This is a genomic window from Lentzea alba (assembly GCF_047445655.1).
GTDB classification, from domain to species: domain Bacteria; phylum Actinomycetota; class Actinomycetes; order Mycobacteriales; family Pseudonocardiaceae; genus Lentzea; species Lentzea alba_A.
In genome coordinates this window covers 1-14,096 of sequence record NZ_JAJAEG010000017.1, presented here as the reverse complement: position 1 = coordinate 14,096, position 14,096 = coordinate 1, and the positions used below count along the sequence as shown (strand labels likewise).

The following is a 14,096-nucleotide window of genomic DNA, read 5'->3' as shown; positions in this document are numbered from 1 at the left end:
GTGTGGTGGTCCGGTCACTGCGGCTCGTGCGCGGGGTCGGCCGGGACGGGCGACTGGGTGCCGGGCGTCTGCTGCGAGGTCGCGCCGGGCACGGGGCTGGTGGCGTTGGGTCTGGCCGGTCGCTTCGGCAACTGGTCACCGGTCGGTGGCGCCGCAGCGGGTTCGGCGGGTTCCGGGGCGGTGTCCGACTGCGGGGCGAACGACTCGCGCAGGCGGATGCGCAGGCGCAGGACCTCCAGCTCCAGCGAGTTCTCGGGCCAGCGGCGGGTGAGTCCCTCCCAGTTGGCGCCGAGCAGGTCGGCGTTGCCGCGCGCCAGCAGGACGGCCGGCGGGCGGCCCGCACGCCAGCGCGGGTCCGGGAGGGCGGCGTAGCGGTGCAGCAGGGAGCGGGTCGTCTCGGCCGACCACGGGGCCGGGAGCTGGGCGCAGGCGTGGTCGAGGAGGTCGTAGTGCCAGTTGACCGAGACGGCGACGACGGCCTGCTCGGCCACGGACGCGGGCAGCGCCGCGAGCATTTCGAGCTGCTCCATGCCCGTCAGGGTTTCGGCAGCGGCCACCGCCCACGGGCGTGGATCGGTGGCGGCGGCCAGTTGGTCGGCGATGCCCCGGAGCAGGGCGCCGGCCCACGGACCCCTTCGCAGGATGCCGGCGGCCTTCGCGTCGGTGGTCTGCAGGCGCGCGGTCCAGTACGAGGGCGGGACGCTGGCCGCGGCCGCCCGGATGCGCCCGGCCACGCCCTTCTCGGAGCCGTCGCGCATCAGGTCGCGCTGCTCCTCCTGGTCGGGCTGGGTGGTCCAGAGCTCGTCGGTCTGGACGTCGAAGCCGTCGTCGGTCCGCCAGAGGCCCCGGCCGAGGCGGTCCGAGGCGCGGGCGGCCAGTGCCGACGTCGGGAGCTTGCGGAGCAGGCGAAGCGCCTCGTCGTGAACGGGCGCGGCCTTGTCGTCGAGAGCCGCTTCGAGGAGCTCCTCGTCGGCTGGGCTCAGTGCGGTTTCGAGGGCGCTGATCAGGACCTGGCGGTCGGCCGAACGGCGGGAGCTCTCGAACTCAGCGGCGATGAACGCGCCGACCGCGGCCGGGTCGGCCTTGCGCTTGCGGCGCAGGGCTCGAACCCGTTGGGCGCTGGGCAGGTCGAGGACCTCGGCGAGCGGAACCTCGTCGACCAGCGGGGTGGCGCCACTCGCCCAGGACCAGCCGGGGCGGGTGTTCGCGAGCCAGCGACCTCGGGCACCGAGGACCTCGACGACGGCGGCGCGCAGGCCCGGCCGTGCGGTGCCCAGGGCCAGCAGGGCGGGAAGCATGCGGTGTTCGGCGACGACGTTGTTCGCCTTGGCGAGGGCACACCACTCGGTCAGCAGGACCTCGTCGTCGAGGCTCATGATCGCTTGCAGCACCGCTCGCGCGGCCGGTCTGGGGAGCTCGGCGGGTTCGGCCGGGGCGAGCGGGAGCGGGTCGTCGGTGACCTCGGGCGGGAGGGTGGCGCCGAACGCGGCCACGCCCAGAGCGGCGCAGGAGGACAGCAGCTCGGTCGGGTCGCCGCCGCCTCGGGTGGTGCCGATCAGGAGGTCTTGGACGGTCTTGGACCACTCGGCCTTCATGCCGCCACCCCGGTTTCGTGATGGGGGTGGTGCGGGCCGCGCGGTGAGGGCAGGGCGGGGGCGTCAGACGGCATGGCCGTGGTCGGGTGGAAGGCCGTGGGCGGCGCGGTCTCGGTGGGGCGGACGGCTTCGGGCGACACCGTCCTGGCGAACTGGACGGCCCTGCGCGGAGCGACCGTAGTCGGGTGGTGGACCTCCGGCGACGCGATCTCGGTGGGGCGAACAGCATCAGGCGACACCGTCCTGGCGAACTGGACGGCCTCGCGCGGAGCGACCGTAGTCGGGTGGTGGACCTCCGGCGACGCGATCTTGGTGAGGCGAACAGCATCAGGCGACACCGTCTTGTCAAAGCAGACGACTGCGCGCGGCCCGGACATGGCCGGGCACGTGGGCGCGGCGAGCGCGCGGCGAGCGGGCGAGGGCGTGACCTCGGTGCGGCTGGCGTGGGTGGTGGTCATGTGACCACCTCCAGGGTGCCGTCCACGGCCACTGCGCCGATGCGCACCGTGTGGCCGTCCCACAGGCCCCAGACGTCGAAGGGGACGCCGCCGGTCAGCGCCAGGGCCATGTCGAGGCCTCCGTCGTCGCGTACCGGGAGGCCGTGGCCCTGGCCGTCCACCAGGGACGTGCCGCACAGGCGGACTGAGGCGCAGCCGAGTGGGAACAGGCGTTGCCACGGATCGGCCAGCAGCATTGGTTCCAGGGAGGCCAGAGCCGAGCGCCAGGACGTGGGGGCCGGGACCGGGTCTGGGGGGCGCGAGGCTTCCAGTTCGCCCAGGGCCACGCGGTCGGAGCCCGGGTAGGGGTGGACCAGGGCCGTGGACTCCTGGCCGTGTGGGAGGAGAGGGACGGGGGCGCCTACTGCGGAGTGGCGGATTGCTACTACCCAGCGGCCCGTTCGGCGGCCCCAGCACCACTGGCGGACGGTGCGGACGCGGCCGTCGTCGGTTTCCAGGCGGAGGAGGGCCACCCAGCGGTCGGTCACGCCTGGTGTGGCTCGGACGGTTTCCTCGGGGGTGGTCACGCCCAGCCTGGAACGTGGCTGGACGGCGCAGAGCAGGTGCAGGCCACCCAGGCGGTCGGCGACGTCGGAGGTCCAGCGCGGGCCTGAGCGGGCCACGATCTCCTGGATCTCCGCCACGGCACCGGCCACACCGGGGACCTGGGCGTCGATCATGCGGGCGGTGAAGGCCTGCCACCAGGAGGCTGGGCGGCCCGGTAGCGAGGCCACCCCGGCGGAAGCCACGTCCAGGAGCCAGTCGCGCAGGCCGTCGATACCGGAGGACATCGCGGAGGCGCGGTTCGCTGCGGTCTTTTCGCGGGCTCGGGCGCGGCGGGCCACGGCTTCGGGCGAGGTGTCGAGCTCACGAGCAGCGCGGCGCGTGGTCCACTCCTCCACCCAGTCGGGCGGGAGGGCGTCCGGGATGTCGAGCTCTTGCAGCGAGACTGCGTGCTTGCAGGGGAACTTGCGGGACGGGCACGTGCACTTCGCGGAGCCGGCGACCAGGTCGACGCACACGCGGTACGGCACCGAGCCGGAACCCGTGTAGAGGCCCCACAGCACCGGCAGGGCCTTGCCCAGGCCCTGCCAGCGCGTTGGAACGGCTCGTGTCCTCACAACAATCAAGGTAGCGAGGACCTCTGACAAAAATCAGGCCGGACCCCGGCGGGCCCACGTCCACGCGTAGGCCGGGTCCTCGCAGGCCTCCGCCGCCTCGCCCAACTCCAGCGGGCGGAACGTGTCGACCATGACCGCGGTCTCGTCGAAGTAGTCCACGCCCAGCGAAGCCTCGACGGCACCGGGCTGCGGGCCGTGCGTGCAGCCCGAGGGGTGCAGCGACATCGAGCCGATGCCGATGCCGGAACCCTTGCGCGCCTCGTAGTTGCCGCCGACGTAGAACATCAGCTCGTCCGAGTCGACGTTCGCGTGGTTGTACGGCACGGGCACGGCCAGCGGGTGGTAATCGACCTTGCGCGGGCAGAACGAGCACACGACGAAGTTCGGGCCCTCGAACGTCTGGTGCACGGGCGGCGGCTGGTGCACGCGGCCGGTGATCGGTTCGAAGTCGCGGATGTTGAACGCCCACGGGTAGAGGTGGCCGTCCCAGCCGACGACGTCGAACGGGTGGTTGGCGTACGTGAAGCGAGTCAGCCCCGCACGGTGCCGCACGAGCACGTCGACATCGGTGCCCTCGACGAGCAACGGCTCCTCGGGGCCGCGGATGTCCCGCTCGCAGTACGGCGAGTGCTCCAGGAACTGGCCCGCCTTGGACAGATAGCGCTTGGGCGGCCCGATGTGCCCCGTCGCCTCCAGCACGAGCAACGACATCGGCGACGACGGCACGACCCGGTAAGTGCACGAAGTCGGGATCACGACGTAGTCGCCGTCGCCCACGGTCAGCGCACCGTAGATCGTCTCGATCACGCCCGCACCGGACTGCACGTACAGCAGCTCGTCACCGAAAGCGTTGCGGTACAAGGGTGAAGGCACCGAAGCGACCACAAACCCGATGGTCACGTCCGGATTTCCGAACAACTTGCGACGCCCGGTCACCGCGTCGACCTCGTCAGAAGCCCACGTCAGGTCCTGGGTCTTGAAGTGCCGAGGCTTCAGCGGCAGGTTCGGGGAGACCACACCGCGCTCGTCCTTCACCGTCTCCGCGTTCACGATCGCGGTCGGCAGGTACCGGTGGTAGAGCAGGGCCGAATCAGCCGAGAACCCCTCGACCCCCATCAGCTCTTCCGCGTAGAGCCCACCGTCCGGTTTGCGGAACTGGGTGTGGCGCTTTCGGGGGATCTCCCCGACCTGGCGGTAGTAGGCCATGACGACTCCGGAGGCGTTCGACTATCGGACATCTTTGTTCACTTACCGATACCCAGCTAGCGTGTCAGCCGTGTCAAGCGCTGTCGAACTCCGTGCGCCCGGTCCGCGCGGTACTCCGCCCCTGCTCGCGAGGCTTGTGGACGATGCCGCGCTCTTCCCTCCGGGGAACGCGTCGATGCCCGACGCGGTGCGTGGCCACTTGGACGGACGGGTCGGCGAGTGGTCTGGCGTCATGGGACTTTTCCTGTGCCCGGCCTCCCGTCTCGCCGAGTTGATCACTGAGCTGATCAAGGTCAAGCCACCGAAGCCGATCGCACTGAGTCTCGTGATCGACACGGGTCTCGGCGGCGTGCCGAAGGCGGTGAGCATCGTCGAGAGCAGAAGCGAGCTCCTCGCCCTGCGCATGGTCGAGATGCCCGCACCGTCCGATGTGGACGAGGTGTGGCTCGAACGCGTGTCGGAGTTCGTCCCCGAGGACGTCATCCGCGTCGTCGAACCCCGCCGCGGCGGTCCTGAATGGCTCGACGGCGTCCGACGCGTCATCGAGCACGGCAGCTGGCCCAAGCTCCGCTGCGGTGGTCTCAGCCAGGAGAACTTCCCGAGCGTCGACGAGGTCGCGGACTTCCTGTCCGTCGTCAGCGGTGGCGGTGTCGCGTTCAAGGCGACGGCGGGCCTGCACAAGGCCGTCCGCTACACCGACGAGCAGAACTTCACGCACCACGGCTTCCTGAACCTCCTCGTGGCCACGGCGCGGTCCCTCAGCGGCCGCGACGTTCGCGAGGCGCTCGCGAGCACCGACGCCGAGGCTCTCACCGCCGAGGCCAAGGCGCTCAGCGACCAGGCCGCGCACGCCGTCCGCGGCGTCTTCGCGAGCTACGGCTCGTGCTCGCTCGCCGAACCGATCGCCGACCTCGAGGAGCTTGGACTGCTGTGAGCTGGATCAGCGACCCGAACTTCACCGAAGACCAGCCGTTCGGACCGCAGACCCTCCCCTACGGCGTCGTCGACGGGGGCGTCGCGGTCCGCGTGGGCGACCAGGCTCTGCTGCTCAAGAGCCTCGCGCTGGGCAAGTGCAGCGAGTACGTCCAGGGAGACTCGCTGGACCCGCTGCTGAAGGCCGGCCGTCCGGTCTGGAGCGTCCTGCGGGCCAAGCTCAAGGAGATCGTCACGGCGACCTCCGCACCCAAGGGCGCCGAGCTCACGAGCATCGAGTCCGCGAAACTGCCGTTCACCGTCGGCGACTACGTGGACTTCTACAGCTCGAAGCACCACGCGGAGAACGTCGGCCGCATGTTCCGCCCCGACGGCGACCCGCTGACTCCGAACTGGACGCACCTCCCGATCGGCTACCACGGCCGCGCGGGCACGGTGTACGTCTCGGGCACGGACATCGTCCGCCCGAACGGCCAGCGCCGGAGCAGCGAGGGGAGCCCCAAGTTCGGCCCCTCCGAGCGCCTCGACATCGAGGCCGAGGTCGGGTTCGTCTGCGGTGGCCCACCGGCGGCGAACGTGTCCACGTCCAGGGCCGCCGAGCACGTCTTCGGCGTCGCCCTGGTCAACGACTGGTCGGCGCGCGACATCCAGGCGTGGGAGTACCAGCCGCTCGGGCCGTTCCTGGCCAAGTCGTTCGCGACGTCGATCGGCGCCTGGATCACACCGCTCGAAGCGTTCTCAGTTGCACGCGTCCCGACGCCGCCGCTGCCGAACAAGCTGCACGACTACCTGACCTGCGACCAGCCGTGGGGCCTGGACATCACCATCACGGTCGAGCTGAACGACACGATCGTGGCGAGGCCCCCGTTCAGGGAGATGTCTTGGTCGTTTGTGCAACAACTCGCCCACATGACCGTGAACGGGGCTACCGTTCGCCCTGGTGATCTGTTCGCCTCGGGAACGGTCTCGGGACCGGAGAAGGACGAGCGCGGCTCGTTCCTCGAACTGAGCTGGGGCGGCAAGGAACCGTTCAAGCTCGACGACGGCTCCACGAGGTCCTTCCTGGAGGACGGCGACACGGTCAAGCTGACCGCGACGGCGCCCGGTGAGGGTGGTTCGGTGGTGGGTCTCGCCGAGGTGGTGGGCACAGTTCGGAGTGCGTGATGGTCGGAGCGACGAAGGAGAGCTCGCTGACCCTGGAACGGGGTCTGGCGCTGCTCCAGGCGGTCGCTGAGGCGGAGTCGGAGGCACCTTCGATCTCCGAGCTCGCCACGGCCATCGGCGCGTCCAGGGCCGCGGTCTACCGGCTCCTCGTACCGCTCCAGGCGCGCGGTCTCGTGCGCCGGGAGGGCTCGAAGGTCCGCCTCGGCCTCGGCGTCCTGCGACTCGCGTCCAACGTCCTCCCCCAGCTCCGCATGGCCGCCAACCCCGCGCTGCGCGAGCTCGCGGAGAAGGTCGGCGCCACCGCGCACCTGACCGTCGCGGACGGCAGCGAGGCCCAGGCCGTCGCCGTCGTCGAACCGTCGTGGACCGCTTTCCACGTGGCGTACCGGGTGGGTTCCCGCCACCCGCTGCACCGCGGCGCCGCCGGCAAGGCCATCTCGCAACCCGTCGACAGCTGGGTCGTCTCGAGCGGTGAGCTGCAGCCGAACGCGTACGGCGTCGCGGCACCGGTCCGCGGCGTCTCCGGCCTGAGAGCGTCCGTGGGCGTTGTCGCGCTTGAGAAGCTCGATGCGGACGTGGTCGGCCCACACGTCGTGCGGGCGGCCGAAGAAGTGGCGGCAGCCCTCAAATGACAGAAGAGCGGCTCCGGCGTTGGCGGCTCCTGTTAGGCCCCAGCGCGGAAGATGTGGCACAGCTCGGAGACGACGACCAACGGCGTGACGGCGCGCTGACTGGCCTCTACGGCGGCGGTGGCGACCGTGGTGCCGGCCTCGGCGCCAGCTCCCCGCAGCTGCACCGCTGGCTCGGCGACGTCCGCAAGTACTTCCCCACCTCCGTCGTCCAGGTCATGCAACGGGACGCGGTCGAGAAGCTCGGCCTCAAGCAGCTGCTGCTCGAACCCGAGCTGCTGCAGGCCGTCGAACCGGACGTGAACCTCGTCAGCACCCTGCTGCAGCTCTCCCGCGCCATCCCGGCCCGCACCCGCGACACCGCGAAAGCCGTGGTGCGCAAGGTGGTCGAGGACATCGAGAAGCGCCTCACGGACCGGCTCGTCGAGGCGGTGCGCGGCGCCGTCGACCGCTCCAAGCGCACCCACCGGCCGCAGCTGCAGGACGTCGACTGGGCGACGACGATCAAGGCCAACCTGAAGAACTACCAGCCACAGCACAAAACCGTCATCGTCGAGGACCTGATCGGCCACCGCAGGCGCAGCCGCACGGCCGCGATGCGGGACGTGATCCTGCTCGTCGACCAGTCCGGCTCGATGGCGGACTCCCTGGTGCACGCGGCGGTTCTCGGTTCGGCGCTCGCCAGCATCCGCTCGATCTCGACGAAGCTCGTCGTGTTCGACACCGAGGTCGCGGACCTGACCGACCAGCTCCACGACCCGGTGGACCTGCTGTTCAGCGCCCAGCTCGGCGGCGGCACGGACATCAACCGCGCGGTCGCCTACGCGCAGACCCAGGTCCGGCGCCCGACCGACACGGTCATCGTGATCATCAGCGACCTCTACGAAGGCGGTTCGGAGACCGAGCTGCAGCGCCGGGTCCGCGAACTGGTCGCAAGCGGCGTCACGGTCGTGAACCTGTTGGCGCTCAGTGACTCCGGCACCCCGGCGTACGACCACGAGCTGGCGGCCAAGCTGCACGCGCTGGGCGCCCCCGCGTTCGCCTGCACGCCGGACAAGTTCCCCGAACTGCTGGCGGCCGCACTGCGCAAGGACGACCTCACGCAGTGGGCGGAGTCCGAGGGCATCGCGACGGGCCGTTAACGCTCGACAACCCGCCCACGCACCAAGAACGCCAACCCTCGCGTCATCGCCACAACGCGTCCACGCTCATCCGGCCCGGCGATCCACACACGCCCTGTGTGCCGCACGAGCACGCGCGCGCGTTCCGGCAACTCGGGCAGCCGCAGGTTCTTCTCCGAGCCGTCCACGCGGAGGTAGGCCTGCCGCCCGATCCGCCGCCCGGCCACGAAGTTCACCGACACCGGCCGCCACGGGAACCGCTCGATCAGCTGCACCGTGCCGCGCCGCTGGAAGAAGTGCCGCAACCCCGGCGCCGCCAGCTCCAGCACGACCGGCACGGCCAGCACGGTCAACCAGAGCCAGCCGATCATCAGCACGACACCGAACACCGCGACAGCGAAGAAGATGTGCCCCACAGCGCGACGATCCGCCCGCGCGAGACAGGTGTCGCTCCAGTTGTCGGTAACGGTCTTCGGGATCATCTCTGCACACGCGCCGGAATGAGCTGCGGCACCCCGCGGAACGTGACCACGGTGTTCCCGGCCGAGTCCGGCGGCACGAACCACACGCGGCGATGGCGCGCGATCCGTCCGCGCAGGAAGGGACCGACGCGCAAAGTCAGCAAGAGCTGCGGCGACGACAACACGATCAGACGCCCTCCTTCCCACTGCACATGGGCGAAATGCCACGGTTCACCTTCCGGTAAACGCACCGGACGGCGACGGGTCACCACCCACAGCACCGCAGCGGCGAAGAACAGCAGGAACAGCGCCACCGGTGACGACCACGACCACAGCAGTACCAGCACGAACTGGAGCGCGAAGGCCGCACCGGCGAGAACGGTCCACATCAGGGCGCGACGGCTCGCCCGGTCGACACAGTGCCGGGTCCACCGATCGTCTAGGGCCGTCACCTCGGTGGACGGCTTGTTGGGCACGACCACCTGTCAACCGTACAGGTGACGCTTCCCATCAGGAGTGAAGCTAAATTAGGCTTGCCTAACCTTCCGAGGAGGTGGAGCGGTGACCGACACCCAGACCAAGCGCCCGCCGGCGCCGCACGCCGCCGAGCGCGCCCGCACGATCGCGGCTCGGGGTGGTCACGCCGCACTTCTTCCTCAGGCCGGATCCCGCACCAGCCCGTTGTTCCACCACGTGCACCCGTGCGGAACCACGATCTTGCTGCTCGCCGACGAACACCCGCTGGTCGGGCAGTTGTGGCAGACCCCGCGCGCCGAGGTGACGGCCATGCTGGAGATCGCCGACCAGGCACCGGTGCCGTTGCGTGAACCGGTTCGCGGGCTGCTGTGGCTCACCGGCTGGGTCGCCGCGCTGGACGGCCAGGAGGCGCGCGACGAGATCCTCGCGGTCGCCGACGTGCGGCCGGACCACCGGCTGCTGGACGCCGGTCACGGCGCTTCCGTGCTGAGGCTCACACCGGCGTCGCTGGTGATCGCGGACGCCGAGGGCACGTCGTCGATCCGGCCGGAGCAGTTCGCGAGCGCGGCGCCGGATCCGTTCTGCCGCAACGAGGACCACTGGCTGCGGCACCTGGAGGTCGCGCACAGCGACGTCGTCGGTCAGCTCGCCAAGCACCTGCCGGAGGAGCTGCAGGGTGGCCATGTGCGGCCGCTCGGGCTCGACCGGTTCGGGCTGCGGCTGCGGGTCGAGGCCGAGTGCGACGACCACGACGTGCGGATCGCGTTCTCCAAGCCGGTCAGCACTCCGACCGAACTCGCCGCCGAGCTCCGCAGGTTGATGGGCTGCCCGTTCCTCTCCCAGAGGTAGCGTCAGCCGGGTGACCTTGACTGCCCCGGAGATCAAAGCTGACGAGAAGCGCGGTTACCAGCTCGAACTGCTGATCGTCTTCAGCATGACGCTCGGACTGTCCGGCCTGCGCAGCCTCGTGCGGCTGATCGACAGCCTGCTGCAGCCGACGCCGCTCAACCAGCAGTCGGTCGCGATCAACGTCCCGCAGGCGCGCGCCGATCTGCTGGACCTCATCGCGCAGCTGCTCGGCGTGCTGCAGCTCGCCGCGTGGGGTGGCATCGGCCTGTACCTGTTGTGGCGCACCGGGATCAAGCTCAAGGTCATCGGGCTCGACGGGACGCGCAAGCTCGCGGACTCGCTCGGCGCGCTGGGTTTGGCCGCGGTCATCGGCATCCCCGGCCTGGCGTTCTACTTCGCCGCGTGGGCGCTCGGGCTGAACCTCGCCGTGCAGCCGTCCACTTTGGACAACGCGTGGTGGATGAGCGCGGCACTGATCCTCGCCGCCGCCGGCAACGCGTGGGCGGAGGAGGTGCTCGTCGTCGGGTACCTGATCACGCGGCTGCAGCAGCTCGGGTGGCGGCAGTACACGGCGCTGTTCACGGCGGCCGTGCTGCGCGGGTCGTACCACCTCTACCAGGGCTTCGGCGGGTTCGTCGGCAACCTGGTCATGGGTCTGGTGTTCGGGTTCTACTGGCAGCGGACCAGGCGGCTGTGGCCGTTGGTGATCGCCCACACGATCCTCGATGTTGTCGCGTTCGTCGGCTACACAATGTTGCGTGGCAAAGTGAGCTGGTTGCCGTAATGATTCGACGGTAGATTCGAATATTCCGCACCATTCGTTGCGATTTCAGGCTCGGCAGCGGCGATTTGTGCTGTTCAGGGTTACGCTCGTTCGGTGACTGCGCACACGATCGCTGAGACCGAAGCACTCCCGGACGCCGCGCCCCGCGTGGACAGCGAGGTCGGCCCGCTGCGCACGGTGCTGCTGCACCGGCCGGGCAACGAGCTCAAGAGGCTCACCCCGCGCAACAACGACCAGCTGCTGTTCGACGGCGTGCCGTGGGTCGGACGCGCGCAGGAGGAGCACGACGCGTTCGCCGCGACGCTGACCTCCAAGGGCGTCGAGGTCCTGCTGCTGGCCGACGTGCTGGTGCAGGCGCTGGAGGACAACCGCGCGCGCATCGCGGGCATCCACAGCGCCGTCAACGAGCGCCGCCTCGGCATCGACCTGGCCGACGCGCTGCGCAGCCACCTCACGTCGCTGGCCGCACCGCAGCTCGCGCAGGTGCTGATGACCGGCATGACGTTCGAGGAACTGCCGGCCGCCGAGGGCGCGTCGCTGGTGCGCCGGATGCACCTCCCGATCGACTTCGCCGTCGACCCGCTGCCGAACCTGCTCTTCACCCGCGACTCGTCGGTGTGGGTCGGCGACCGCGTGGCCATCACGTCGCTCGCGCTGCCCGCCCGCGACCGCGAGACGACCCTCACGGACCTGATCTACGCCTACCACCCGCGGTTCCGCCGCACGGGCCGCGCGTACGGCGCGCACTCGGCGCCGCTGGAGGGTGGCGACGTGCTGCTGCTCGCGCCGGGCGTCATCGCCATCGGCGTCGGTGAGCGCACCACTCCGGCGGGCGCGGAGTCGTTCGCCCGCTCCGCGCTCGCGGACGGCCTCGCGCACACCGTGCTGGCGGTGCCGATCGCGCAGGAACGCGCCACGATGCACCTCGACACCGTCTGCACGATGGTCGACCGCGACGCCGTGGTGATGTACCCGGCCATCAGTGACGCGCTGATCGCGTACCCGGTGCGTTCCGACGGCAACGGTGGCGTGAGCGTCGACGGCCCCGTGCCGTTCCTGGAGGCGGCGGCCGAGGCGATGGGCATCGAACGCCTGCGCGTCATCGACACCGGCCTCGACGCGGTCACCGCCGAGCGCGAGCAGTGGGACGACGGCAACAACACGCTGGCGGTCGGCCCCGGTCTGGTCGTGGCGTACGAGCGCAACGTCGAGACGAACGAGCGCCTGGAGGCCGCCGGCATCGAGGTGCTGCGGATCGCCGGTTCCGAGCTCGGCTCCGGCCGTGGCGGCCCGCGTTGCATGTCGTGCCCGATTGACCGCGCACCCCTGGTTTAGATCGCAAGTGATCGTTAGGAATGCCTAACCTTTGTTTGGTTCCCCTTTCCAAACAAAGGTTAGCTTTTCCTGGAATGCGGAGATCACCGCTTTGAGCTAACGTACTCCGCATGGCCTCGAACGTGAAGAAGATTCTCTCCAAGAAGTCGAAGTTCCACGAGCTGCTGCAGGCTCAGGTGGGCAACGAGTTCTCCGCTTCCCAGCAGTACATCGCGCTCGCCGTGTGGTTCGACAACGAGGACCTGCCGCGCCTCGCGTCGCACTTCTACAAGCAGGCTCTCGAAGAGCGCAACCACGCGATGATGATCGTGCAGTTCCTCATGGACAACGACATCGCGGTCTCCATTCCCGGCACCGAGAACCCGATCAACGAGTTCAAGGCCCCGCGTGACCTCGTCGACCTCGCGCTGCGCCAGGAGCAGCAGGTCACCGACCAGATCGTGGCGCTGGCCAAGGCCGCCCGCGAGGAGGGTGACTACATCGGCGAGCAGTTCCTGCAGTGGTTCCTGAAGGAGCAGGTCGAGGAGGTCTCCTCGATGAAGACGCTGCTCACGATCATGGACCGCGCGGACGGCAACATGTTCTACGTGGAGACGTTCCTCACCCGCGAAACCGTGGGCGACGAGGGTTCCGACGCCGGTGCGCCCTCCGCCGCCGGTGGCACGGTGTAGTTCTTCCTTAGCACGCTTGAGTGCCTGAAATCAGGGCCCGCTTCACCCGTTGTGGTGAGGCGGGCCTTTTCGGTTGAGTCGCGCCGCCTGGCGGGTGAGATATTCCCGTTCGGCGAGGTTCGAGGATTTTTCGGCCGCTTCGGTGTAAAGCCGGGCCGCCGTTTGCACGTCGCCGTCCCGTTCGCGGAGGTATGCCTCCACCGCCGAGTAGCGCGGCAGTGAATCGTCCAGTTCCGCGAGCGCCTTCAAACCGGCCCGCGGTCCGTCCGCCTCGCCCACGGCCACCGCGCGGTTGAGCCGCACGACCGGACTGTCCGTCAACGCCGCGAGCTCGTCGTACCACTCGACGATCTGCACCCAGTCGGTCTCCTCGGCCGTCGGCGCGTCCGCGTGCAGTGCCGCGATCGCCGCCTGCGCCTGGAACTCACCGAGCCGGTCGCGGGTCAGCGCGGCCTGCAGGATCTCGACGCCCTCGGCGATCAGCGCGGTGTCCCACTTCCCGCGGTCCTGCTCGGCCAACGGCACGAGGCTGCCGTTGGGAGCGGTCCTCGACGCGCGCCGGGCGTGGTGCAGCAGCATCAACGCCAGCAGCCCGGCCACCTCGGGGTGGTCGATCGCACCCGCGAGCTGCCGGGTGAGCCGGATGGCCTCGGCGGCGAGGTCGAGCTCGCCGGAGTAGCCCTCGTTGAAGACGAGGTAGAGCACGCGCAGCACCGTGGCGACGTCGCCGGGCTGGTCGAGCCGCACGTCGCTGACCGTCTTCTTGGCCCGGCTGATGCGCTGGGCCATCGTCGCCTCCGGCACCAGGTAGGCCTGGGCGATCTGGCGGGTGGTCAGGCCACCGACCGCGCGGAGGGTGAGCGCGACGGCCGACGAAGGTCTGAGAGACGGGTGCGCGCACAGGAAGTAGAGCTGGAGCGTGTCGTCGGAGGCCGCGGCAGGCCCCGGCTCCGGTTCGGCGTCGACGAGGTCCTCACGCCTCCTGCGCGACGTCTCGGCTCTGGTCGCGTCGATGAACTTGCGCCACGCCGCGGTGACCAGCCAGCCCTTCGGATCGCGCGGCGGGTCGGCAGGCCACACGCGAACCGCCTCGACCAGAGCGTCCTGCACGGCGTCCTCGGCCGCCGCGAAGTCGGCTCCGCGGCGGACGAGGATCCCCAGCACGTTCGGGGTGAGACTCCTGATCAGCGCCTCGTCCACGCTCACTCCGCGTTGCCGTAGAACGGGCGCACCTCAAGCCACTCGTGGATCGG

Annotated in this window: 15 protein-coding genes; 8 read left to right on the top strand and 7 right to left on the bottom strand. The window is 70.0% G+C overall.

The window, feature by feature from the left end; genetic code table 11:
- Window positions 1-14: 14 nt before the first annotated feature.
- From LFM09_RS27015 to LFM09_RS27000, 4 genes are read right to left on the bottom strand one after another with little or no spacing between them, the layout of a single operon-like run.
- On the bottom strand, window positions 15-1,595 hold the full coding sequence (locus LFM09_RS27015; protein WP_414099359.1) for a DUF5691 domain-containing protein: 1,581 nt from the start codon (window positions 1,593-1,595) through the stop codon (window positions 15-17).
- Window positions 1,592-2,053, bottom strand: coding sequence for a hypothetical protein (locus LFM09_RS27010; RefSeq protein ID WP_414099358.1), 462 nt, complete (start codon window positions 2,051-2,053; stop codon window positions 1,592-1,594). The genes LFM09_RS27015 and LFM09_RS27010 overlap by 4 nt, the downstream gene beginning before the upstream one ends.
- A complete protein-coding gene (locus tag LFM09_RS27005; protein WP_414099357.1) occupies window positions 2,050-3,213 on the bottom strand; it encodes an SWIM zinc finger family protein in 1,164 nt (387 codons plus the stop codon). The genes LFM09_RS27010 and LFM09_RS27005 overlap by 4 nt, the downstream gene beginning before the upstream one ends.
- Window positions 3,214-3,246: 33 nt before the next feature.
- Complete coding sequence (locus LFM09_RS27000; RefSeq protein ID WP_414099356.1) at window positions 3,247-4,419, bottom strand: homogentisate 1,2-dioxygenase; 1,173 nt, start codon at window positions 4,417-4,419, stop codon at window positions 3,247-3,249.
- A gap of 70 nt (window positions 4,420-4,489) precedes the next feature.
- On the opposite strand from LFM09_RS27000, the gene LFM09_RS26995 reads away from it, so the two are divergent.
- The 4 genes from LFM09_RS26995 to LFM09_RS26980 are packed head-to-tail and all read left to right on the top strand — an operon-like array spanning window position 4,490 to window position 8,287.
- A complete protein-coding gene (locus LFM09_RS26995) occupies window positions 4,490-5,353 on the top strand; it encodes a hypothetical protein (protein ID WP_109630433.1) in 864 nt (287 codons plus the stop codon).
- The gene (locus LFM09_RS26990; protein ID WP_414099355.1) at window positions 5,350-6,516 is read left to right on the top strand and encodes a fumarylacetoacetate hydrolase family protein; all 1,167 of its coding nucleotides are present in this window, start codon (window positions 5,350-5,352) and stop codon (window positions 6,514-6,516) included. The genes LFM09_RS26995 and LFM09_RS26990 overlap by 4 nt, the downstream gene beginning before the upstream one ends.
- Window positions 6,516-7,148: an IclR family transcriptional regulator gene (locus tag LFM09_RS26985; RefSeq protein ID WP_414099354.1), complete on the top strand. Its 633-nt coding sequence runs from the start codon at window positions 6,516-6,518 to the stop codon at window positions 7,146-7,148. The genes LFM09_RS26990 and LFM09_RS26985 overlap by 1 nt, the downstream gene beginning before the upstream one ends.
- Window positions 7,145-8,287, top strand: a complete 1,143-nt coding sequence (locus LFM09_RS26980; RefSeq protein WP_414099353.1) for a VWA domain-containing protein — start codon at window positions 7,145-7,147, stop codon at window positions 8,285-8,287. Before LFM09_RS26985 ends, LFM09_RS26980 begins: the two co-directional genes overlap by 4 nt.
- Here the strand turns inward: LFM09_RS26980 and LFM09_RS26975 are convergent.
- Window positions 8,284-8,748 (bottom strand): hypothetical protein, encoded by a 465-nt coding sequence (locus tag LFM09_RS26975; protein ID WP_414099352.1) that lies wholly within the window; start codon window positions 8,746-8,748, stop codon window positions 8,284-8,286. The two genes, LFM09_RS26980 and LFM09_RS26975, sit on opposite strands and share 4 nt — an antisense overlap.
- Window positions 8,745-9,209 carry a hypothetical protein gene (locus LFM09_RS26970; RefSeq protein WP_414099351.1) on the bottom strand — a complete coding sequence of 155 codons (465 nt, stop codon included), beginning with the start codon at window positions 9,207-9,209 and terminating at the stop codon, window positions 8,745-8,747. Before LFM09_RS26970 ends, LFM09_RS26975 begins: the two co-directional genes overlap by 4 nt.
- Before the next feature lie 79 nt (window positions 9,210-9,288).
- On the opposite strand from LFM09_RS26970, the gene LFM09_RS26965 reads away from it, so the two are divergent.
- From LFM09_RS26965 to LFM09_RS26950, 4 genes are all read left to right on the top strand, one after another.
- Window positions 9,289-10,053: a DUF2470 domain-containing protein gene (locus LFM09_RS26965; RefSeq protein ID WP_414099350.1), complete on the top strand. Its 765-nt coding sequence runs from the start codon at window positions 9,289-9,291 to the stop codon at window positions 10,051-10,053.
- Window positions 10,054-10,138: 85 nt separating this feature from the next.
- Window positions 10,139-10,837 (top strand): CPBP family intramembrane glutamic endopeptidase, encoded by a 699-nt coding sequence (locus LFM09_RS26960; RefSeq protein WP_414099563.1) that lies wholly within the window; start codon window positions 10,139-10,141, stop codon window positions 10,835-10,837.
- A 147-nt stretch (window positions 10,838-10,984) separates the two neighbouring features.
- The gene (locus tag LFM09_RS26955) at window positions 10,985-12,172 is read left to right on the top strand and encodes an arginine deiminase (protein WP_414099562.1); all 1,188 of its coding nucleotides are present in this window, start codon (window positions 10,985-10,987) and stop codon (window positions 12,170-12,172) included.
- A gap of 110 nt (window positions 12,173-12,282) precedes the next feature.
- Window positions 12,283-12,843, top strand: a complete 561-nt coding sequence (locus tag LFM09_RS26950; RefSeq protein ID WP_414099349.1) for a ferritin — start codon at window positions 12,283-12,285, stop codon at window positions 12,841-12,843.
- A 42-nt stretch (window positions 12,844-12,885) separates the two neighbouring features.
- Here LFM09_RS26950 and LFM09_RS26945 read toward each other — a convergent pair whose 3' ends face one another.
- Window positions 12,886-14,043 (bottom strand): RNA polymerase sigma factor, encoded by a 1,158-nt coding sequence (locus tag LFM09_RS26945; RefSeq protein WP_414099347.1) that lies wholly within the window; start codon window positions 14,041-14,043, stop codon window positions 12,886-12,888.
- Window positions 14,044-14,096 lie beyond the last annotated feature (53 nt).